This is a genomic window from Streptosporangium saharense (genome assembly GCF_014203715.1).
GTDB lineage: Bacteria > Actinomycetota > Actinomycetes > Streptosporangiales > Streptosporangiaceae > Streptosporangium > Streptosporangium saharense.
This window is the reverse complement of sequence record NZ_JACHJP010000014.1, coordinates 51,090-72,147: the sequence shown is the minus strand read 5'-3', so window position 1 is coordinate 72,147 and position 21,058 is coordinate 51,090. Positions and strand designations below refer to the sequence as shown.

At 68.1% G+C, this 21,058-nt stretch carries 21 protein-coding genes, 1 pseudogene and 1 CRISPR repeat array; of the genes and pseudogenes, 10 read left to right on the top strand and 12 right to left on the bottom strand.

The window, feature by feature from the left end; translation table 11 throughout:
* Positions 1-5: 5 nt before the first annotated feature.
* Positions 6-1,103 (bottom strand): alanine racemase, encoded by a 1,098-nt coding sequence (locus FHS44_RS37860; RefSeq protein ID WP_184724992.1) that lies wholly within the window; start codon positions 1,101-1,103, stop codon positions 6-8.
* Positions 1,104-1,353: 250 nt separating this feature from the next.
* On the opposite strand from FHS44_RS37860, the gene FHS44_RS37855 reads away from it, so the two are divergent.
* From FHS44_RS37855 to FHS44_RS37840, 4 genes are all read left to right on the top strand, one after another.
* Complete coding sequence (locus FHS44_RS37855) at positions 1,354-2,187, top strand: fumarylacetoacetate hydrolase family protein (protein WP_184724990.1); 834 nt, start codon at positions 1,354-1,356, stop codon at positions 2,185-2,187.
* Positions 2,188-2,266: 79 nt separating this feature from the next.
* Positions 2,267-3,202 (top strand): zinc-dependent alcohol dehydrogenase, encoded by a 936-nt coding sequence (locus FHS44_RS37850; protein WP_184724988.1) that lies wholly within the window; start codon positions 2,267-2,269, stop codon positions 3,200-3,202.
* Positions 3,203-3,215: 13 nt separating this feature from the next.
* Positions 3,216-4,514, top strand: a complete 1,299-nt coding sequence (locus tag FHS44_RS37845) for an alpha-glucosidase/alpha-galactosidase (protein ID WP_184724985.1) — start codon at positions 3,216-3,218, stop codon at positions 4,512-4,514.
* Complete coding sequence (locus FHS44_RS37840) at positions 4,511-5,596, top strand: amidohydrolase family protein (RefSeq protein ID WP_221461791.1); 1,086 nt, start codon at positions 4,511-4,513, stop codon at positions 5,594-5,596. Before FHS44_RS37845 ends, FHS44_RS37840 begins: the two co-directional genes overlap by 4 nt.
* Before the next feature lie 47 nt (positions 5,597-5,643).
* Here FHS44_RS37840 and FHS44_RS37835 read toward each other — a convergent pair whose 3' ends face one another.
* Positions 5,644-6,777 (bottom strand): endo alpha-1,4 polygalactosaminidase, encoded by a 1,134-nt coding sequence (locus tag FHS44_RS37835; RefSeq protein WP_184724983.1) that lies wholly within the window; start codon positions 6,775-6,777, stop codon positions 5,644-5,646.
* Positions 6,778-7,051: 274 nt separating this feature from the next.
* Between FHS44_RS37835 and FHS44_RS37830 the strand changes: the two genes are divergently transcribed.
* The 4 genes from FHS44_RS37830 to FHS44_RS37815 are packed head-to-tail and all read left to right on the top strand — an operon-like array spanning position 7,052 to position 11,371.
* Complete coding sequence (locus FHS44_RS37830) at positions 7,052-8,341, top strand: alpha-glucosidase/alpha-galactosidase (RefSeq protein ID WP_184724981.1); 1,290 nt, start codon at positions 7,052-7,054, stop codon at positions 8,339-8,341.
* A complete protein-coding gene (locus tag FHS44_RS37825) occupies positions 8,338-9,630 on the top strand; it encodes an ABC transporter substrate-binding protein (RefSeq protein ID WP_184724979.1) in 1,293 nt (430 codons plus the stop codon). Before FHS44_RS37830 ends, FHS44_RS37825 begins: the two co-directional genes overlap by 4 nt.
* The gene (locus FHS44_RS37820) at positions 9,627-10,559 is read left to right on the top strand and encodes a carbohydrate ABC transporter permease (protein ID WP_184724977.1); all 933 of its coding nucleotides are present in this window, start codon (positions 9,627-9,629) and stop codon (positions 10,557-10,559) included. Before FHS44_RS37825 ends, FHS44_RS37820 begins: the two co-directional genes overlap by 4 nt.
* Positions 10,556-11,371: a carbohydrate ABC transporter permease gene (locus FHS44_RS37815; protein ID WP_184724975.1), complete on the top strand. Its 816-nt coding sequence runs from the start codon at positions 10,556-10,558 to the stop codon at positions 11,369-11,371. Before FHS44_RS37820 ends, FHS44_RS37815 begins: the two co-directional genes overlap by 4 nt.
* A 52-nt stretch (positions 11,372-11,423) precedes the next feature.
* Here the strand turns inward: FHS44_RS37815 and FHS44_RS37810 are convergent, their stop codons facing one another.
* The 4 genes from FHS44_RS37810 to FHS44_RS37795 form a co-directional block, all read right to left on the bottom strand.
* Positions 11,424-12,281, bottom strand: coding sequence for an SMP-30/gluconolactonase/LRE family protein (locus FHS44_RS37810; RefSeq protein WP_184724973.1), 858 nt, complete (start codon positions 12,279-12,281; stop codon positions 11,424-11,426).
* 80 nt (positions 12,282-12,361) lie between these two features.
* Positions 12,362-13,120 carry an IclR family transcriptional regulator gene (locus FHS44_RS37805; protein WP_184724971.1) on the bottom strand — a complete coding sequence of 253 codons (759 nt, stop codon included), beginning with the start codon at positions 13,118-13,120 and terminating at the stop codon, positions 12,362-12,364.
* 161 nt (positions 13,121-13,281) lie between these two features.
* Positions 13,282-13,656: a hypothetical protein gene (locus FHS44_RS37800; protein ID WP_184724969.1), complete on the bottom strand. Its 375-nt coding sequence runs from the start codon at positions 13,654-13,656 to the stop codon at positions 13,282-13,284.
* 246 nt (positions 13,657-13,902) lie between these two features.
* Positions 13,903-14,430, bottom strand: coding sequence for a winged helix-turn-helix transcriptional regulator (locus tag FHS44_RS37795; RefSeq protein ID WP_221461790.1), 528 nt, complete (start codon positions 14,428-14,430; stop codon positions 13,903-13,905).
* A gap of 120 nt (positions 14,431-14,550) precedes the next feature.
* Here FHS44_RS37795 and FHS44_RS37790 point away from each other — a divergent pair, with 120 nt between their 5' ends.
* Complete coding sequence (locus FHS44_RS37790; RefSeq protein ID WP_184724967.1) at positions 14,551-15,363, top strand: SDR family NAD(P)-dependent oxidoreductase; 813 nt, start codon at positions 14,551-14,553, stop codon at positions 15,361-15,363.
* A gap of 155 nt (positions 15,364-15,518) precedes the next feature.
* Here FHS44_RS37790 and FHS44_RS37785 read toward each other — a convergent pair whose 3' ends face one another.
* From FHS44_RS37785 to FHS44_RS37760, 6 genes are all read right to left on the bottom strand, one after another.
* Positions 15,519-16,760: a hypothetical protein gene (locus tag FHS44_RS37785; protein WP_184724965.1), complete on the bottom strand. Its 1,242-nt coding sequence runs from the start codon at positions 16,758-16,760 to the stop codon at positions 15,519-15,521.
* Between the two features lie 393 nt (positions 16,761-17,153).
* A CRISPR array of direct repeats spans positions 17,154-17,705; the repeat unit is 29 nt; unit sequence GTTGCGAACCCTTCAGGGTGATGAGCGAC.
* Between the two features lie 412 nt (positions 17,706-18,117).
* Entirely contained in the window at positions 18,118-18,324 is a 207-nt protein-coding gene (locus tag FHS44_RS37780) for a DUF397 domain-containing protein (RefSeq protein WP_184724963.1), read from the bottom strand.
* Positions 18,325-18,438: 114 nt separating this feature from the next.
* Positions 18,439-18,645: a DUF397 domain-containing protein gene (locus tag FHS44_RS37775; RefSeq protein WP_184724961.1), complete on the bottom strand. Its 207-nt coding sequence runs from the start codon at positions 18,643-18,645 to the stop codon at positions 18,439-18,441.
* 116 nt (positions 18,646-18,761) lie between these two features.
* Positions 18,762-18,968 carry a DUF397 domain-containing protein gene (locus FHS44_RS37770; RefSeq protein WP_184724947.1) on the bottom strand — a complete coding sequence of 69 codons (207 nt, stop codon included), beginning with the start codon at positions 18,966-18,968 and terminating at the stop codon, positions 18,762-18,764.
* Complete coding sequence (locus FHS44_RS37765) at positions 18,965-19,804, bottom strand: DUF5753 domain-containing protein (protein WP_184724944.1); 840 nt, start codon at positions 19,802-19,804, stop codon at positions 18,965-18,967. The genes FHS44_RS37770 and FHS44_RS37765 overlap by 4 nt, the downstream gene beginning before the upstream one ends.
* Positions 19,805-20,019: 215 nt before the next feature.
* Positions 20,020-20,265: a GntR family transcriptional regulator gene (locus FHS44_RS37760; protein ID WP_184724942.1), complete on the bottom strand. Its 246-nt coding sequence runs from the start codon at positions 20,263-20,265 to the stop codon at positions 20,020-20,022.
* Positions 20,266-20,459: 194 nt separating this feature from the next.
* Here FHS44_RS37760 and FHS44_RS37755 point away from each other — a divergent pair.
* Positions 20,460-21,058 (top strand): annotated as a pseudogene (locus FHS44_RS37755) (hypothetical protein); the annotation flags it as partial.

The following is a 21,058-nucleotide window of genomic DNA, read 5'->3' as shown; positions in this document are numbered from 1 at the left end:
CATGGTTATCGCACGGCGCCGCGGGCGGCGACGCGCAGCTCGGTGACGACCTCGCCGTCCTCGACGACGTGCGCGACGTCGAAGAGGTTGAGCACCGGGCAGGCGTGGCTCGGGACGAGCTGCACCCTGCTGCCCACGGGCAGCTCGCCGTAGTTGGCGTGCCCCGGTTCGAGATGTGCCACCCCGTGCTCCTCGTTGAGGAACTCCATGTGCAGGTACGGCAGGCCGACCGCGGAGATCCAGCCGGGGGAGCCGAGGCCGTCCGAGGTGAGGCACTTCGTCCCGGCGTCGAGCACGACCCGCTCGGGGGAGGGGCGGCCGACGACAGTGGCCAGCACCCTGGCGCCGGTGGTCTCCTCGGTGGCCACGCCGAGCCGCATCATCGTGGTGTCGTTGAAGATGTAGGTGCCCGGCCTGATCTCGGTAACCCCGGGGACCTCGGCGGCGTAGCGGGCGGTCGGCGTCGAGCCGACGCTGATCTCGCGCAGCTCGACGCCCTCGCGGGCGCACAGCTCGGCGGTCGCGACCAGGTCCTCGCCCTCGCGGCGGGAGATCTCCAGCAGCTCCTCCCACGAGCGGGAGCGGTAGGCGTGCCCGGCCAGGGTGAGCAGGCCGACGACCTCGACGCCGGGGATCGCGGCGATCTCCGCGACCAGGTCGGCGGTTGGACGGCCCGGCGGGCGGCCCAGGCGGTGCATGCCGGTGTCCACCTCGACGAGGATCTCGACCGGGGAGCCCGTGTGCAGGCCCAGCCTGCCCAGGCCCGCGGCGACGTCGGGCGAGTCGAGGCTGACCCGCACCCGGGCGCGCTCACGCAGCGCGGCCAGGCGGCGCAGCTTGGGCTCGCCCCAGATCGGATAGGCGAGCAGGATGTCGTCGATCCCGGCGTCGGCCATCACCTCGGCCTCGCCGAGCTTGGCGCAGGTGATGCCGACGGCGCCCGCCTCGATCTGCATGCGGGCCAGTTCGGGGATCTTGTGGGTCTTGATGTGTGGCCTGAGCCCGACGTCGTTCGTCGCGGCCACCTTGGCCATCTCCGTCACGTTGGCCCGGACCACGTCGAGGTCGATGACCAGCGCCGGAGTGTCGATTTCTGGATACATCGCTTGACCGCCCCTCCCGGCTGTACGGCGATTCCGGTCAACGTAGCACTAGTTCCACAATGCGGTCTATAGTTCCGCCATGCGGAATATGATCCGAACCTCCCAGGAGGCAGGGGTTGTGGCCGGGGAGAAGTCCGAGGTCGCCGGGATGGCCGGGAACGTTCCGTCGAACACTTGACAGCGTGTTCGTCCGGATGTTCTGCTGTCGCATGTTCGGAATAGCATTCTGCGATACGGAATGGAGAAAGTCATGAGGCTCGGCACGGTACGGGTCGGGGAGGACCGGCTCGCCGCGGTTGAGCGCGAGGGGCGCTGGTACGCGCTGGGGGTCCCGGCGGGCACGCCGCTTGAGGCCGTCCTCGCGGCCGGGGCCGGGGAGGTCGCGCGCCTTGCCGCCTCGGCGACCGAGCAGGTCGAGGACGCCGTCCCCGTCGCGCCGCTGCGCCCCGGCAAGATCGTGGCGATCGGGCTGAATTACCTGGACCACATCCGCGAGGCCGGGATGGACAAGCCGGAGCGCCCGCTGATGTTCGCCAAGTTCCCTTCGAGCGTGATCGGCCCCGGCGACGAGATCGTCATCGACGACGAGCTGACCGAGCGGGTGGACTGGGAGGTCGAACTGGCCGCCGTCATCGGCTCCCCCCTGAGGTACGCGAGCGAGCGGGAGGCCCTGGCCGGGGTCGCGGGCTACACCGTGGCCAACGACGTCTCGGCCCGCGACCTGCAGTTCGCCGACGGCCAGTGGACCCGGGGTAAGAACCTCGACACCTTCTGCCCGCTCGGCCCGGTCGTCGTCACCCCCGACGAGATCGGCGACCCCCAGGCGCTGGCGCTCAGGACCGTCGTCAACGGCGAGACCGTCCAGAACTCGACGACCGCGGAGATGCTCTTCGGTGTCGCCGAGCTGCTCTCCTACTGCTCGCGCGCCTTCACCCTCGAACCCGGCGACGTCGTGCTGACCGGCACCCCGTGGGGCTGCGGCGAGTTCATGACCCCCCGCCGCTCGCTCAGGCCGGGGGACGTCGTCGAGGTGAGCGTCGAGGGCATTGGCACCCTGCGCAACCCCGTCGTCGGCCGCCGATGACCCCTCCGTTTGAAAACCCCCGAATCCCCCGAATAGGAGTTCCCGTGAGACAGGCACATCCGACCCCCGGCGGCCCACGGTGAAGGCCCTGGTGTTCACCGGCCCCGGCACCGTCGAGATGCGCGAGGTGCCCGAGCCCGAGCCGGGCCCCGGCGACGTGCTGGTGCACGTGGTCACCTCCGGCATCTGCGGCAGCGAGCTGCACGGCGTCAAGACACCGGGCTTCCGGGTGCCGCCGCTGGTGATGGGCCACGAGTTCGCGGGCCGTACCGACGAAGGACGTCCCGTCATCGTCAACCCGATCCTGTCGTGCGGGGAGTGCGACGTGTGCGCGCTGGGCCTGCGCAACGTGTGCAGGAAGCGGCGGATCGTCGGCGTGCACACCCCGGGAGGGTTCGCCGAGCGCGTCGCCGTACCGGAAAGCGCACTGGTCGCGCTGCCCGAGGGGCTCGACTGGACGGCGGCCGGAGTCGTCGAGCCGGTGGCCAACGCCGTACACGCGTGGGCACTGGCCGGGACCCCGAAGGGGGCGCGGGTCGGGGTCATCGGCGCGGGCGCCATCGGCCTGGCCTGCCTGCAGGTTGCCGTGTCCGGGGGCGCGGGCCGGGTGGAGATCGCCGACCGCTCCGACAGCCGCAGAGCGGTGGCGGCCGGGCTCGGGGCGGACGCGGCAGTCGCCGAGCTGACCGGGGAGTACGACGTGGTCTTCGACGCGGTCGGCGCGGCGGCCACCCACGAGCAGTCGCTCGCCCGGCTGCGTCCCGGCGGGATCGCGGTGTGGCTGGGGCTCGCCGACCCGGTCTCCGGGTTCGACGCCGCCGACCTCGTGCGCGGGGAGAAGCGGGTGACCGGCTCCTTCGCCTACCGCGACGCCGACTTCGCCGAGGCGGTCGAGCTGGTCGGGGGATGGGACCTGAGCTGGGTCTCGACCTTCCCGCTCGCCGAGGGCGCCGAGGTCTTCACCGCGCTGATGAACGGTCGCGCGACTCCCGTCAAGGCCCTGCTGGCCCCCTGAATCGAGGTACCCCATGGCCCGGATCGTCCTGGTGGGCGCCGGAAGCATCACCTTCGCCAAGAACCTGCTCTCCGACATCCTGACCTTCCCCGAACTCGCCGACTCGACGGTCGTGCTGCACGACATCGACGCCGAACGGCTCGCGACGGCCGAGGCCATGGCCACCTGGATGGTCGGGGAACTCGGGATCGGCGCCAGGGTCGAGGCCCACCTCGACCGCCGTGCCGCGCTCGACGGCGCCGACCACGTCATCAACGAGATCGCCGTCGGTGGCATGGCCGCCGTGCGCCGCGACTTCGACATCCCCGCCCGGTACGGCGTGCGCCAGACGATCGCCGACACCCTGGGGATCGGCGGCGTCTTCCGCGCGCTGCGCACGATCCCGGTGATGGTCGCCCTGGGCAACGACCTGGCGGAGCTGGCGCCGGACGCGACGCTGTTCACCTACACCAACCCGATGTCGATGATCCCGTGGGCGGTCTACGCGGGCACGCCGTTCCGCAACGTGGTCGGCGTCTGCCACGCGGCCCGCGACACCCAGCGGACCCTGGCCAGGATGGTCGGCGTGCCCGAGGATGAGGTCTCCTTCCTCACGGCCGGGGTCAACCACCAGGCGTTCGTGCTGCGCTTCGAGCGGGACGGGGAGAATCTCTATCGCCGTCTGGACCGGCTCATCGAGGCTGACCCGGAACTGCGCCGCAGGGTCCGCGTGGAAATTTACCGAAATTTCGGCTATTTCCCGACGGAGTCGAGCGAGCACGGCGCGGAGTACCTCCCCTGGTTCCTCTCCCGGCCCGACCAGATCGACAAATACCGCATCCCGGTGGGCGTCTACCTCGACTGGCTGGCCGACGGCTTCGCCGAGTACGAGGAGCAGAGGCGCTCCCTCGACGCGGGCCGGGGCGTGACCATCCAGCGCGGCGAGGAGCTGGCCTCGCTGGCCATCCACTCCATCGAGACCGGCACCCCACGGCTCATCCACGGCAACGTCCGCAACGGCGGCCTCATCTCCAACCTCCCCGAGGACGCCTGCGTCGAGGTGCCCTGCCACGTCGACCGCTCGGGGGTGCGACCGACCAGGATCGGTGAGCTGCCCGCCCAGCTCGCCGCGCTCAACCGGGTCACGCTCAACGTCAGCGAACTGACCGTGCGGGCCGCCCTCGAAGGCCGCCGCGACCACGTCTACCAGGCCGCCCTGCTCGACCCGAACACCGCCGCCAGCCTGCCGGTCTCCCGAATTCGCGAGCTGGTGGACGAGCTGATCGCCGCCCACGGGGACCTGCTGCCCGAGGGCGTCAGGGACCGGCCGTGACCACGCCCGACCTCCCGCTGTCGCGCTACCGCCCGATCTCCCAGCTCAGGGTTCCCGTCACCCGCGTCGAGCGGGCCAGGATGCCCGTCGTCGACGCGCACGTCCACCTCGGCCGCTGGCTCAGCGACGACGGCGACTGGATGGTCGGGGACGTGCCCGCGCTGCTGGACACGATGGACGCGCTCAACGTGCGCGGCATGGTCAACCTCGACGGCCGCTGGGGCAGGGAGCTGGCCGAGAACATCGAGCGCTACGACGCCGCCCACCCCGGCAGGTTCGCCACCTTCTGCCACGTGGACTGGTCACAGGCCGCCGAACCCGGCTTCGACGAACGGCTGGCCGCCCAGTTGCGCGCCTCGGTCGCCGAGGGCGCGGCCGGCCTGAAGGTCTGGAAGGACCTCGGCCTGCATGTGCGCGACCACCGCGGTGAGCTGCTCATGCTCGACGACGTACGGCTCGGCCCCCTGTGGGCCGCCGCGGGCGAGCTGGGCATTCCCATCGCCCTGCACACCGCCGACCCCGTGGCCTTCTTCGAGCCGGTGGACGAGCGCAACGAGCGTCTCGAACAGCTGACCGCCCGCCCCGACTGGGTGTTCTCCGGGCCTGAGTTCCCGTCGTTCGAGCGGCTGATGGAGGCCATGGAGGCGATGGTCGCCGCCCACCCGGCGACGACCGTGATCGGGGTGCACGCCGGATGCTGGCCGGAGAACCTCGGCTGGGTCGGGCGGATGCTCGACGAGCACCCCAACTTCCACATCGACATCGCCGCCCGCCTCGCCGAACTCGGCAGGGCACCCAGGGCGGCCCGCGCGCTGGTCACGAGCCACCCCGACCGGGTGCTGTTCGGCACCGACGAGATCCCACCGGACCCGGAGGTCTACCGCCTCCACTTCCGTTTCATGGAGACCGCGGACGAGGCCTTCGCCCACTCCCTGGAGGACCCGCCGCCGATGGGCCGCTGGACGATCTCCGGCCTCGACCTGCCCGACGACGTCCTCACCCGGGTCTACGCGGGCAACGCGCTCAGGCTCGTGCCGAGGCTCGACCCCCGCCCGGAGGTGGTCACCGTGACACGGGACTGAGAGGGACCGGCCGTCCCCCCGGAGCGGAGGGACGGCCGACAACAAGATCACCGACAGGGCGTGTACGGCAGGTCGTTCAGGTCGTAGTCCTTCGACTTCTTGATGGCGTTGAAGTCGAACGTCGTGGAGTTCGCCTTCGGGCAGAAGGTGCCCGGCGCCGTGAGGTACTCCACCTGGAAGACCGGCTTGCCCGCCTTGACGAAGGGCTTGAGGTCACCGCACTCGTCGTACTGGAAGCACTCCTCGTTGACCGCGAAGTCGAAGTCCGCGACCAGGTCGGCGACCTGGCTCAGGTCGTTCTTGAGCCCGACGGCCAGGCCGTACCGGTGGGCGATGCCCGCCAGGGCCCGGTTGTAGGTGAGCTGGGTCGCGGGGCTGATGTTCCAGCCGGTGACCGAGGCCCCCTCCTCGTGCGCGTGCACGACGTCGAACTCAACCCCGTCGAACCCGGCGCTCGCGCACTTGGCGACGCGCGCCTCCATCATCTGCAGCAGGAAGTCACGTTGTCCCTTGTCGTTGTTGATGTTCGCCCAGCGCTCGTTCGGGAACGTGCTGCTGAACGGCTTGCCGAGCAGGGACTTGCCGTGGCTGTTGTGCCAGTCGAGGAACTGCTGGTAGTCAGGACGGAAGTCCTCGATGGACCCGGCGTCGACGTAGCAGATCGCCTTGGCGCCGCGGGCGTGGATGGCCTTGACGGCCTCGGTGTTCAGGGTCGTGTTGTTCCCCACGTTGGCGTAGAGGTCGATGTCGTACATGTCGGGCTGCACGCAGGCGCCACCGGTCTGCGGCACCGCGCAGATGTTGACGTTGACGCCCCCGGTCGCGGGGTAGGCCGGGTTGCCCTCCAACTGGTACTGCCAGCGGCTGCGGAGCGCGGGGCGCCAGATGTCGCTCTTGGGCACGGCCGTGGGACTGGCCGTCGGGCTCGGGGTGGGCTTGGCCGTGGGGCTCTTCGTGGGCTTCGGCTTGGGCTTGTAGCGCCTGTGCCCGGGGTCGGGCTTGGCGGTGGGGGTCGCGGTGACCGCCGTGACAGCCCCCGTGGCTGCCACGCCGGTCCCGGTGTTCCCGGTGGCGGAGGTGGCGCCCGCGGCGAGGGCCGTGGCGACGATCGTGGTCGCGGCGACACCCACCAGGACGCCCAGGCGGAGCGGGGTCCGCCTCGGAGGGGAGAACTTGCTCAAGACGTTCACTCTCTTTCCGTATAACAGAACGGAGTTCCGCGATCAAGGAAAGCGAGTAAGAGGGAGGAATGTCAACCCTGCCGGAGCCCCCCGAAGGGCCTCTGGCGTCGTGGAACGTGACAGATCGTCAACGATCTTCCGATGCCCTGATCGGATCTTGCCCGGTCTTGCAGGTTATTCCGTATAACGGAATGCTGGTCCGTATAACGGACAGTCGCTATACTCACCGCACGCAGCGGTTAACGCCGCCGTGCTCTGTGGAAGGAAAAATCCCATGGCACGCATCGTGTTCATCGGCGCGGGCAGCGTCGAGTTCACCAAGAACGTCCTCTCTGACATCCTGACATTTCCGGAACTGGGGGATTCCACCCTGGTCCTGCACGACATCAATGCCGAAAGGCTGGCCACCGCCGAGGCCATGGCCGGTTGGATGGTCGCCAAGCTCGGTCTGGGCGCCAAGGTCGAGGTCCACCTCGACCGTCGTGCCGCCGTCGACGGCGCCGACTACGTCATCAACGAGATCGCGGTCGGTGGATACGAGGCAACCCGCGTGGACTTCGAGATCCCGCGCCGGTACGGCCTGCGCCAGACGATCGCCGACACCCTCGGCATCGGCGGCATCTTCCGCGCGCTGCGCACGATCCCCGTGATGGTCGGCCTGGGCAACGACCTGGCCGAGCTGGCTCCACAGTCGCTGCTGCTCAACTACACCAACCCGATGGCGATGATCCCCAGGGCCGTCTACCAGGGCACGCCGTTCAAGAACGTCTTCGGGCTGTGTCACTCGGTGCGCGACACCCAGGCCCGCCTGGCCTCGCTCGTCGGCGTGCCCGAGGAGGAGGTCTCCTACGTCACGGCGGGAGCCAACCACCAGGCGTTCGTGCTGAAGTTCGAGCACCGGGGCCGCGACCTCTACCCCGTGCTGGACGAGGTCATCGAGCGCGACCCTGAGCTGCGCCGGACCGTCCGGGTGGAGATGTACCGCCGTTTCGGCTATTTCCCGACCGAGTCCAGTGAGCACGGCTCCGAGTATCTCCCCTGGTTCCTGCACCACGACGACCAGGTCGAGCACTTCCGCATCCCCGTGGAGATCTACCTGCGCTGGTCCGAGGAGAACCTCGACACCTACGAGGAGACCAGAAGACGGCTGGCAGCGGGCGAGGGGGTCGAGATCGAACCCGCGATGGAGCTGGCCTCCGAGGTCATCCACTCCATCGAGACCGGCACCCGCAGGGTCGTGCACGGCAACGTGCGCAACAACGGCCTCATCTCCAACCTGCCCAAGGACGCCTGCGTCGAGGTGCCCTGCCTGGTCGACAGGTCCGGGATGCGGCCCACCGCGATCGGCGAGATGCCCGCCCAGCTCGCCGCGCTGAACACGACCTTCCTCAACGTGGGCGACCTGACCGTCCGGGCGGCCCTCGAAGGCCGTCGCGACCACGTCTACCACGCCGCCATGCTCGACCCGAACGCCTCGGCCACGCTCACTCTCAAGCAGATCCACGACCTCGTGGACGAGATGATCGCGGCCCACGGCGACCTGCTTCCCGAGGGGGTCCGATGAGAAGGGCACTCACCGCGGCCACCACCCTGGCCGCCGTCGTCGCGCTGACCGCCACCGGCTGCTCCGCCTCGGGCGAGAAGGCGTCGGGACCCGCGGAGATCGTCATCTGGCACGGCCAGGAGGACACCTCGGCCAAGACGATCGAGAAGCTGGTCACCCGGTTCAACGACACGCACAAGGACGTCAGGGTCCGGGTCGAGTCGGGCGGCGCGACCGCGGACGGCATGCTTCCCAAGATCACCGCCGCGCTCACCTCGGACGCCTACCCCGACATCGCCTACCTGTACGGCTCGTGGGCGCCCAACGTCGCCCGCAACCCCAAGGTGGCCGACCTGACCGCCTACACCAAGACCCCGGAAGCCAGGTGGCAGGACTTCTGGGCCAACGAGCGCGAGTCGGTCACCGTGCAGGGCAAGGTCATCGGCTTCCCCGCCGTGGTGGACAACATGGTCGTCCTCTACAACAAGAAACTTCTGGACAAGGCCGGGATCGAGCACCCCAAGCCCGACTGGACGTGGGCCGACTTCCGGGAGATGTCCAAGAAGATGACTGCCCCCGGCGACGGCGTCTTCGGCGCCACCTGGCCGATCAGCGGCGGCGAGGAGGCCGTGTGGGGCCTGTGGCCGATGCTCTGGCAGGCGGGCGGCGACATCCTCTCGCCCGACCAGAGGAAGGCCACCTTCAACTCCCCGGCGGGACAGCAGGCGCTCGACCTGCTGCGGGCCATGGCGGTCGAGGACAAGTCCCTCTACCTGGACTCAAGCCCCGCCGAGAAGGGCCAGAAGCTCTTCGAGTCGGGACGGCTCGGCTTCTTCATGTCGGGTCCCTGGGTGCTTCCCGACCTGCAGGCGGCCAAGGTCGACTACGGCGTCGTGCAGCTGCCCGGGACCAACGGCAACCACGAGACGGTCTCCGGACCCGACAACTGGGTCGTGTTCAACCACGACGAACGCCGGGTCAAGGCCGCCACCACCTTCCTGAGCTGGCTGACCGCGCCGGAGCAGGAGCTTGAGTGGATGACGGCCACCGGATCGCTGCCGATCCGCGAGTCGATCACCAAGCTGCCCGGCTACCAGGACTATCTGAAGAAGTATCCGGGAGTCGACGTGATCTCGGCCAACCTCGCCAACGCCAAGCGGGTCAGACCGCCGACGACGAAGTACCCCCGGGTGTCCTCCTTCGTGGCCGACGCCATCGCCAAGACCCTGCTCGGCAGGACGACCACCAAGGAAGCCCTGGACGAGGCCGCCGCCAAGGCGGACGCGGCGCTGGCCGTACCGGGATCATGAGCAACGTGCAGGCGCTCAGCCGGGCGGAGACCGCGGCCCCGAAGCGGAGACCCGACCGCAGGAAGCTGGCCGACAACGTCACGGGATGGTCGTTCGCGGGACCGGCGACGGTGATCATCCTGGGGTTCTCGCTGATCCCCATGGCGTGGGCGCTCATGCTCTCCTTCACCGACTCCGACCTGATGACGCCGGGGCGCAACGTCGGGCTCGACAACTACCGGGCGCTGTTCCAGGACCCGGTGTTCTACCAGGCGCTCAGGAACACCGGGCTGCTGGTCGTGCTCTACATCCCGGCCTCGCTGATCGCCGGCCTGCTGGTCGCGGTGCTGCTGAACAGGAAGGTGCGCGGCATCGGGTTCTACCGGGCCTGCTTCCTGGTGCCGTACATCGCCTCGGCCACCTCGGCCGGTCTGCTCATGGGCTACATCTTCGACCGTGACTTCGGGCTGATGAACGGCCTGTTCGTCAAGCTCGGGCTGCCGGTCCAGGGCCTGCTGAGCAGCCCGTCCCAGGCGATGTTCGTGCTGACGCTGATCTTCTTCTGGACCCGCTTCGGGTTCTCCGTGGTGATCTACCTGGCCGCGATCCAGGAGATCAGCAAGGAGGTCCTCGAAGCGGCGGCCATCGACGGCGCGAGCAGGTGGGCCACGTTCTGGCACATCATCGTGCCCTCGGTACGGTCCATGACGATCTTCCTCGGCGTCTGGGGACTGATCGACGCGCTGCAGTTCTTCGACCTGATCGTGACCACCACCAAGGGCGGTCCCGCCAACTCCACGGTGACGATCGTCTACTACGTCTGGCAGCTCGCCTTCAGCTTCTTTACCGCCGGGTACGGCGCGGCCGTCGCCTACGTGCTGTTCGCCGGGACCCTGCTGCTGATCATCGCGGGCCTGCTGGTCGCGCGCAGGAGAGGGGCCATGCGATGAGACGTCGTCTGCCCAGCGGGTGGCACCTGGTGCTCGTGCCGATGTCCGCGGTGACCGTGCTGCCGTTCGTCTGGATGGTGCTCAGCTCGTTCATGACCCAGGGCGAGCTGAACCGCTTCCCGCCCTCGGTCTGGCCGGAGGCCCTCGACCTGGGTGGATACCGTACGGTCCTGCAGGGCTCGGACTTCCCGCGCTGGTTCCTCAACAGCGTGCTCGTCTCGGGCGCGATCGTGATCGCCCAGCTCGCGCTGTGCAGCATGGCGGGCTACGCCTTCGCGAGGATGCGGTTCATCGGCTCCAGGATCACCCTGGTCCTGGTGATCGCCACGGCGCTGATCCCCTTCCAGCTCACGGTGATCCCGACGTTCCTGATCTTCAACAAGGTCGGGCTGACCGACACGCTGGGCGCGCTCATCGTGCCGCAGCTCAGCTCGGCGGTCGGCATCTACCTGATGACCGCGTTCTTCCAGTCCTTCCCCAAGGAACTGGAGGAGGCCGCCAGGATCGACGGATGCTCGCGGTTCGCGGTGTTCTTCAGGGTCGTGCTGCCGGTGGCCAAGCCCGCCCTCGCCGCGCTGGCCGTCATCACCTTCATCACGGCCTGGAACGACCTGTTCTGGCCGCTGGTGGCGATCAGTTCGGAGGCGAACTACACGGTCCAGGTCGGGCTGACCACCTTCCAGGGCCAGCACAAGGCCGACTGGCCTGCCGTCATGGCGGGCACCGTGCTCACCACGCTGCCCGTCCTGGGCGTCTTCCTCTTCGGTCAGCGCCGCTTCGTCCAGGCGCTGACCGGCGCGGTGAAGGGCTGACCCCCTTCACCGGTGTCCCGGTGGGACGGCGGGGGCCGTCCCACCGGGCGCTTTATCCGTTCTCCCGGTAGGGGTTGGCGGGCAGGCCGGTGAAGAAGGTCTCGCACCGGAACAGCTCACCGCCCGTCTCCCCGTCCCAGGCGCTGGTCACGTACAGCACGTTCAGGTCAGGGCCGCCGAACGCGCAGCTCGTCACGTTGGTCGCGGGGATCTCCACGGTCAGGTCGTGGCTCCCGTCAGGACGCAGTCGCAGTACGGCCCCGCCACCCCACAGCGCGACCCACACGTGCCCGCTCGTGTCCACGGCGAGACCGTCGGGCAGGCCCCTGGGGATCATGGCGAACAGCCTCCGGTTGGCCAGGCTCCCCTCCGCCGGGTCGTAGTCGAAGACGTCGATCCGCCCCGTCGGCGTGTCCACGTAGTACATCAGCCGCTCGTCCGGGCTCCACGCGACGCCGTTGGAGATCGCGACGTCCCCGACCACCCGCTCGCAGCGCCGTCCGGGCCCGAGCCGGTAGAGCGCCCCGGCCCCCGGGGTGTCGTCCTCGGCCATGGTGCCCGCGAAGAAACGGCCCGCCCGGTCGCAGGCGCCGTCGTTCATCCGGTTCCCCGGCCGCTCGTCCGCGGTCACGGGCGCGACGATCTCCAACCTGTCTTCCGCGAGTACGGCGAAGCCGTCCCGTACGGCCAGGGCCAGCCCGCCCTCCGCCCTGGGGACCGCGACCCCGACCGCCATGCCCACGTCGATCACGCCGCGTGAGCCGTCCGCGGGGTCGAGCCGGTGCACCTTGCCCGCGGGGATGTCCACCCACAGCAGGGTTCGCGTGCGTTCGTCCCAGCGGGGCCCCTCGCCGAGCAGCGCACGGGGGCCGGGGACGATCCTCGGCTTGGAGACCACGGTGAGGTTCATGTGCCGTTCCTATTCCGTATCACAGAACGCTATTCCAAATGGCTCTCAGCAGATCACCGCCGAGAACGCCCTGTCAAGGGTCAGAGTTGCTCGGCGACGGCCAGCCGCAGGGCGTTGCCGCACTCGTCCATCCGGGCCGGTGACATGCGGTCCTTGAGGGCCGTCACGCTCACCGCCGCCACGGGGGTCGACTTGCCCATGAACACCGGGGTCGCGACACACCGCACCCCGGGCTCGTTCTCCTCAAGGTCGAGCGAGTAACCGCGCTCCCTGATCTGGGCCAGGTGCGTGGCCAGCCGCGCCGGGCTGGTGATCGTGTTGCGGGTCCGCGAGGCCAGCGGGCCGTACCGCTCGGCCCACGCCCTGATCGCTTCGTCGGTGGGATAGGTCCACGCCAACAGCGCCTTGCCCACCCCCGTGCAGTGCGCGAAGTTGCGTCCGCCGATCACCGAGGTCATCGTGATCGACCGTACGGCCTCGACCTTGTCGAGATAGACGACCTCGGCCCCGTCGAGCATGGCCATGTGCACGGTCTCGGCGAACTCCTCGCTCAACCGCGTCAGCAGCGGATGGACAAGGGTGCGCAGGTCCATGTTCTCGTAGAACCTGAAGGCCGTCGCCAGCATCTCGGTCCCCAGGAAGTAGGGACCGCTCGGCTCGGGCTGCGCTGCGAACCCCCGATGCTTCAGCGCGCCGAGCAACCGGTGCAACGAACTCTTCGGCAACCTGAGCCGAGTGGACAACTCGTCGAGGGTAGCCCCCCTGCTGTGCCTGCCGATCTCCTGCAGGATCAGCAGGGCCCGATCGACACTTCCCACCGGTGACTGGACCTCACCCATGATTCTCCCTCGCCTATTCCGGATAATGGAATGCTATAGCGTTATACGGAACCATCACCAGTCACCACCCAAGACCCAACCCCACCCCCCCCACAGTCTGTCGCTCCCCGGGACCCCTCCGTTACCTCTGACCCCGTACGGCACGCGGCCACCGGTGGCCGTCAGCGCGCCAGCAGACGGGTGAACGCGACAAGAAGGCAGACGGTGGAGGGGATAAGGAAGATGCCGATCGAAGGCAGGGTGATCAGGCAGAAGGCGCCCAGGAGGATGGCCGCGGCGAGGGTGGACGCCCTACGCAACGCTCCGGCGACGAGGAGGGGGAGCACGGAGAGCACGACCGGGACGAGGAAGAGCAGCACACGACCGCCGACGAGATCGACCGCGCGCCTGCCAACGGTCCCGGACGGGGTGGCCGACGCGTAGACCGGCACGAGGAACAACACGGCGGCGACCACGAGACTCAGAGCCACGGCACCGAGAGTCCACCGCCGGGCCGACCTCGCCTGCCGGTCGTTCCAGGGACGTGCCGTCGTCATGCTCACTCACTCCTCAAGCAGTCGCCTGCGGTGTGCTCGGTCGAGCGTCCGGACCACCTCATGGTGACAGGCCAGGAGGAAGGGGCAACTGACGTCCGGGATCAAAGCGGGCATGCGTGTGTGCGAGATCGGGAGCGCGGTGAGTCTGATCAGCCGTGACTATGGGCTATGTTCCTCCGTGCCGTTCCAGGGGAGCGGCTCCCACTCCGAGCGAAACGTCACCGACGACGAGAAACTCGGGCTGTATTACCGCTGGTCGGCGGTGTTTGGCCGGGATTTTTTGAGGGCTTCGGGGAAGCCGGGGCCGTGGATGACGTGGATCTGGGTGAGGTCGGTGATCTGGCCGCAGGTTTGGCAGGTGGTTTGGTCGGCGATCGTTCCGTCGCAGCCCGTGTGCCGATAGAGGATAGGTGGGCCGTCGGGTGCCGCCCATCGGTCGCCCCACTGGGTCAGCGCGATGATCACGGGTGCCAGGTCGAGGCCCTTCTGGGTCACGGCGTAGCTGCTCCGGTCGGGCTGCTCCTTGCTCGACCGCCGTTCGAGGACGCCCGCGTCGACAAGGCTGTCCAGGCGTTTGGCCAGGATGTTGGTCGCGATGCCCAGCCGCTGGAAGTCGGCGAACCGGCTCGCCCCGGCGAACAGCACGTCACGCACGATCAGCAGGCTCCACCGCTCGCCGACGACCTCCAGGGCCCTGGCGGCCGAGCACACCTGTGTGTCGTAGGTCCTGCCCAGCATGACGGCCCCACCTCCCCAGGGAAGCACTTGCGTCATGCAAGCCTACCCCTCTACCCTCGCTTGCATCATGCAAGTGTGTCGGGGTGGAGAAAGAGCATCCCGCGATAGAGCCCGCAGCGGCACCGGCATGATCCAACAATCACCTGGGGGACAGACATGAGCGGACCGCTGCTCAAGGGCAAGAGCGCCGTGATCTACGGGGGAGGCGGCGCCATCGGCGGGGCCGTCGCACGGGTGTTCGCCCGGGAGGGCGCGAGGGTCTTCGTCGCCGGGCGGACGCAGGCGAAGCTCGACGCCGTGGCGAGCGACATCGCCGCCACGGGCGGAACTGTCGAGACCGCGCGCGTCGACGTCCTCGACCAACAGGCGGTCGAGAAGCACGCCGACGCGGTAGCGGCGACGGCGGGCGGCATCGACATCGCCGTCAACGCCGTGAGCGTCATGCACGACCAGGGGACTCCGCTGGCGGACCTGTCGCTGGAGGAGTTCATGCGGCCGATCGACGGCTTCCTGCGGACGCTGTTCATCACCAGCAAGGCTGTGGCGCGGCACATGGGCAGCGAGCGTCCCGGCGTCATCCTGACGCTGTCGGAGCCGGGGGCCAAACTGGCGGTAGGCGGCATCCTGGGGCACGCCGTGAGCGCGGCCGGCAAGGAGGCGTTCTCACGGGTTCTGGCCGCGGAGCTGGCACCCCGCGATGTCCGGGTCATCGGCATCCGGCCACACGCCGTCGTCGATGCTCCGGCGGCCGGTTCCTACACCGGGGGCCTCTTCGAGCAGGCCGCGGCGGCAGCCGGGCAGTCGATCCAGGAACTGCTCGAAGGCGGGGCGATGGCGCAGGGGACACTTCTGAAGAGGCTGCCCACGCTCTCCGAGATCGCGGAGACCGCCGCGTTCCTGGCTTCGGACCGAGCCGGAACCATGACCGGAACGATCGTCAACCTGTCCGGTGGCGCGATCGTCGACTGAGCTCGAAGCCAACCGGGAACCCGGCGACCCCGTTGACACCCGCAGGCCGTACCGCCTGACCTCCGTGAGGCTCCATCGCGAGCGGCCGAGCGGCCGAGCGGCCGGATGACGGAGTGGCGTCACCTCGTCATCCGACTGCTCAACCGGGTGTCACGTCAGCGAAGTTCGGGGTAATACGTGTCGGCGACCCATTCGCCGAACTCCATCCCGTGCTTGGCTCCAGCGACAAGGCCCTGGAACTGGAGGATGAACGGCGCGGTTCCTCCGGTTTCGGGGATGAGGAGCACACCGACGGCGGATCCGCCGACCCATCCGGTCAGGGCGCCCGCGACACCCCAGTTCCTGATGATCCTCTCCCTGGGAGTGAGCCTACGCCACGTTTTCGTCGCGGAGTCGTAGACGTGGTCGGCGCGGAAGGAGGCATCCTCCATGCTTTCGTATATGTTCATGGGGCGACCGAATTCGTCGCCGAAGCGCCCCTTGCGGCGCTCCCACGGAGGGATCTCCGTGACCTGCTGAGGGGCCTGGGAAACCGGATCGGCGACGGGCGGGGTCTTGGCGACGCGTTGCGCGCAGGTGGTGCCGATTCCTCGGGAGACGCCGAGGGAGAAGGCGAGATAGTCCAGGTGGATGGCGGTGACGAGGGCGGCGACGTTCGTCGTGGCCGGGTTCGGGCCCGACGTGACGAGCACGGATTTGGTGGGGGCGGTGTCGGCCGGGGGCGGGGCCAGGGCGTCGAGTGCCTGCTGCAGCGTCTCGTCCTGCCAGTAGAGGCGGAGCGTCAGCGTGGCCGCCGCCTGTTGCGCCTGGCTGTCGCGGGTGGACAGCCGGGTGATCGCGGCGGCTTCCTCCACCCTGCGGACCAGGGGTGCGGTGTCGCCGGAGCGGGGCGAGATCGGCACGGCCGGGGAGGCGGTTCGCAGGGTGCGCAGGATCGTCTGGTGGATGACTTGGGCGGGAACCTCGGTGGTCGCGTCGGCGATGGCGTTGTTGACCTGGGCGACCTGCTGGTTGACGGCGTCGATGACGAGCTCGATGTCGTCGTCTTCCGGGAAGGGCAGCGTGTAAATGTCGGCGTCGAACTCGGCGGCCGCGGTGGCGGAGGCGAGCAGGTGGGCGCTGAGCTGGGCATCGCCGATCTGCTCGGCCTGGGCGGCGAGGTCGGCGCGGAAGGCGGCGATACCGGCGCGCAGGGTCTCGGCGTAGTCGGGGTCGTCCTCGGCGACCTTGGCCACGATGGCCAGCTCCGGGTCCGACAGCAGCGGCGTCACGGGCGCCGGGGACAACACGATCGCGATGGCTTCCTCGATGGGGAGGCCGTCGTCGGGTCCGAGGTCGGTGGTGAGGGGGGAGGCCGCGAGGCGAGCACGGGTCGCGATCTCGAACAGAAGCTCCACCGGAGGGGTGGGCGCAATTTTGCTGAGATGGCCGCTTGTGCCGGATTTGCCGCCACCGAACGGTAATGCCACGAATACATCCTTTCGCCGGAGGGATCAGGATGCGACTTTAACCTTTTTAAGGGACGTCACGCGATAAAAACCGCCAGCCCCAAACCCAACTCCCAGCCAACCCCACCCCACTCACCACCATCCACCCCGTTCCAACCTCAAACCCACCACCAAGCCCGAAACCCCACAAAAACCACCCCCTGGCAACCAAACGGTCACCACCCCCACGCCACCTCGCCGAACTGACAACAGCCAAATAAGCGAACAAATAGGCGAGCCCACCGGTCGGGTCCTCTTCAGAGCGACAAGCGACGTCATTTTCGTCCCGTACGGCCCGGCCTAGTTTCGAACCCTTCAGGGTGATGAGCGACGCAGCAGGTTGGTGGCGCCCGGCCTGTGGGAGACGCGTTGCGAACCCTTCAGGGTGATGAGCGACAGGAGTAACGGACGGGGAGTCGGAGAGGGTTCCCAGGGGTTGCGAACCCTTCAGGGTGATGAGCGACCGGCGACTGAGGCCGCCATCGCTCGGATGGAAGCGAGGTTGCGAACCCTTCAGGGTGATGAGCGACGGTGAGCCTATGGCGTCAACCGCGCTGGAGCTGTTGTTGCGAACCCTTCAGGGTGATGAGCGACCACCCTTCCCCCACCGGGCGCCGCAGGGGCCGTAGAGTTGCGAACCCTTCAGGGTGATGAGCGACCGGGTACGTCCCCGGGCAGGAGGATCTACTGGCAGGGTTGCGAACCCTTCAGGGTGATGAGCGACGAAGAAAGACGTCCAGAACTTTCCGCCCAAGGCCTTGTTGCGAACCCTTCAGGGTGATGAGCGACATGCCGGTCGGGGCGCCTGGGCTGACCGGGCGGCCCGGTTGCGAACCCTTCAGGGTGATGAGCGACCCGAGGGTAAAGTCCCAGGTCAGGTAGGGCGAAATGCGGGTGGGGCGGACTGGTTCTGCGGCAGTCCGGCGGTAGTGCAGAGGTGCAGGTCAGAGCGTTGATCATTTTTGGGTACGGCCCGGCGTACGAAGCTCTGTCCATGATGACGGGTTCACGGATCAGAGTCGAATGTTCCGAGTTTCGCGTCCTCCACAAAGGTGTTCCGTCTGAAGACGTCAGGTTCTCTGCTTTTCTCGGGCGGGTGGATGTGGTGAGGGTGCGTCCATGAGCCAGGTGGAGATAAGCCGTCTCGGCTCCAGGGGTACTCGGGAGCGGCCCTGCACCCTGAGGCAACGACACTGTGCGAGTGTCCCTCAGCGCTCGCAAGCCCCCGGCCCGTGCCAGCGCCAGGGGGTTGCGAGAAGGTAAGTGATCAGGCGTCGAAGGCACCGGTGTTCACGCGGCCGATGAACGAGCGCCACTGGGCGGGCGTGAAGGCCAGGGCCGGACCGGAGGGGTCTTTGCTGTCGCGGACGGCGACCAGGCCGGGGAGGTTCGTGGCCACCTCGACACAGTTTTCGTTCGTAGCGCCTGAAAGGCTGCTCTTGTGGAACTTGGCGTCGGTCAGGTCGGGGGACATGGCTGCTCCTCGCCTTCGTCTGGGGGTTCCTGATCCTCACTGTGCGAGTGCCTCTCAGCACATGCAAGCCCCCGACGCCACGTCAGCGCCAGAGGCTTGCGAGAAGGTAAGTGTTCAGGCGTCGAAGGCACCGGTCCGCACACGGCCGACGAATGAACGCCACTGCGCGGGAGTGAACGCCAGCGTCGGGCCGGAAAGATCCTTGCTGTCGCGGACGGCGACCAGGCCGGGGAGGTTCGTCGCGACCTCAACACAGTTGTCAGTGGTAACGCCCGAGAGGCTGCTCTTGTGGAACTCGGCGCCGGTCAGGTCAGGGGACATGGGGTTCCTCGCCTTCGGATGAGTGAGTCCTGACCCTCACTGTGCGAGCAGTCCCTATCACACACAAGACCCCGGTGCTGTGTGTCAGCGCCAGGGTCTTGCGGAAAGGCGAGTGGTCAGGCGTCGAAGGCGCCGGTGTGCACGCGGCCGATGAATGAACGCCACTGCGCGGGAGTGAACGCCAGCGCCGGACCGGAAGGGTCCTTGCTGTCGCGGACGGCGACCAGGCCCGGGAGGTTCGTGGCGACCTCCACGCAGTCGTTGTTGCCGCCGCTGAGGCTGGACTTGCGGAACTCGGCGCCGGTCAGGTCGCGGGGGATCATGTTTCGCTCCTCACTGCGGCGATGAGCGCCGCAGACTCCTCGGGGGACAGGCAGGCGCCGGCAAGGCGCTCAAAGAGCAGGATAAGGTCCCGCACCTGGTGATCCGCTTCGACGTACACCTCTCCGGCTGGGCTTTCGACATAGCCAACATCCGGGTCCTGAGGGTCGAAGCTTAAGACCGAGAAAGGTCCTTCCATGCCCGGATGTGCCCCGGCGCCCAGTGGGAGGATCTGCACGGTGATGTGCGACTGGTTCGCATTCTGGAGAAGGTAGTCGAGCTGCTGATCCATGATCTGGGCTGAGCCTACGGGGCGACGGATGGCGGCCTCGTCGATCAACGCGTGCAGAGCCAGAGCCTTCGGACCGACGACGTTGATTTTGCGGACCATTCGAGCGCTCACGCGCCGGTTCAGCTCGTTTTCCTCTATGTCAGGGTGCCTGGCGCGGATGACTTCGCGGGCATAGCCCTCGCTCTGGAGCAGACCTGGGATCACGGCTATCTGCCACGTGCGGATAGCGGTGGCGTCGTCCTCCAGGGCGACGTAGCCACCGGTGAAAACATCGGAGTAGGCCGTCCACCAGCCACGGCGGTTGGCGTCGCGGGCGAGTTGGATCAGCCCGCCCTTGGTGTAGCTGTCCGCGCCGAACAGATCGCAGGCGTGAACCAGGTCTGTCTCGGAGACCATGATCCGGCCACCTTCAACACGATGGACCTTGCTGAGCGACCAGCCAAGCCGAAGTGCGGCCTCAGCGGTGCTGAGTTCGGCCTCTTCCCGGAGTCTGCGCAGCTCACGGCCCAGACGACGATGCCGGACGGTGGGGGACTTCATTGGCATGGCCTCAGTGTGCCGCGTCTGGCGAAAAAATTCTCGTGCTTTCGGCTTGCAGTCGTGCCGTAAGCACGCGCATTATGGATTCGCGAGGTTACCCACTGTGAGTGAGGCCATCATGGCACGAAAACATGGATCAACCCCCGCTAGCCGTACGTCAGGGGTATCAGACGTTCTCCCCTGATGGAGGAAAGGCGGGCGTCAGGGGAGACAAGCACACCTCAGCCGGTTTCCCGGCCGGGGTAGCTGACGAAGGTTCCGATCTGGGGGACCGTGTAGACCAGCCCCTGATCGCGGAGGTAGGCCACCACCTTGCGTGCGGTGGTCCTGGCCACGCCGAACTCCTGCACCATCTGCATTTCTGATGGGATCAGGTGCCGAGGCTGGTACTCCCCGCTGTGGATCCTGCTCTCCAGGATCTCGACCACCTGAATCCAGATCGGGCGGTCTGGCTCGTAGTCATGCACGACACGAACGTAGAGATGTATCTACGCGGTCTCTCATATGACTACGGCCAGTGACGGATCTACATGAGTAGATACGAGTGTAGATGAGAAATCGAACGTGCAAGCGATCAAAAACATCCGAAGCGTAAAAAAACGGACCTGCCCGGCGTTAGCCCCGCCGGAACAGGTCCTTGATCAGGAAGGTAACTCCTGACGTGAGCAAGAGTAGTGCTCCGGACATCGGCTCGGACACATGCGCCTGCTTCGGCGGTGCTGTACCGCTGCCCATGGGGTGCGCCCGATGCGGGCACTCGCCGTACGCCCATGGTTGTTCGCGGCAGGACGGGCACGAGTACGTGCAGCCGTCCGGGCTGCTGATGAACTCCCGGCTCCAGGCTCGTCGTGGGTACGGCCCGCAGATTCTTCCCGCGCCTCGGCCCCCTGTGGAGGTCGCACCGGGCGAGGTGGTTCCGCTGGTTCCCGCCCAGCGTCGTCCCGTGCCCGAGCCGGACCCCGAGCCGGGGTCGCCCGCAACGGCCCCGGCCGCGCACGCCGTACCGGATGACCTGCCCGTCCTCGCGGAAACCGCCCCCGACCCGGATCACGCACCGATCCCCGCCGATACCCCGCCCGCCGCTCCGGCCCAGGTCCCGAGCACCACGCCCACCCCTCCTGCTGCCGCCCCGGCCTCCGCGCTCACCACGCCTCCTGCCACTGACCCGGCCTCCGCGCTCACCACGCCTCCTGCCACTGACCCGGCCTCCGCGCTCACCACGCCTCCTGCCACTGACCCGGCCTCCGCGCTCACCACGCC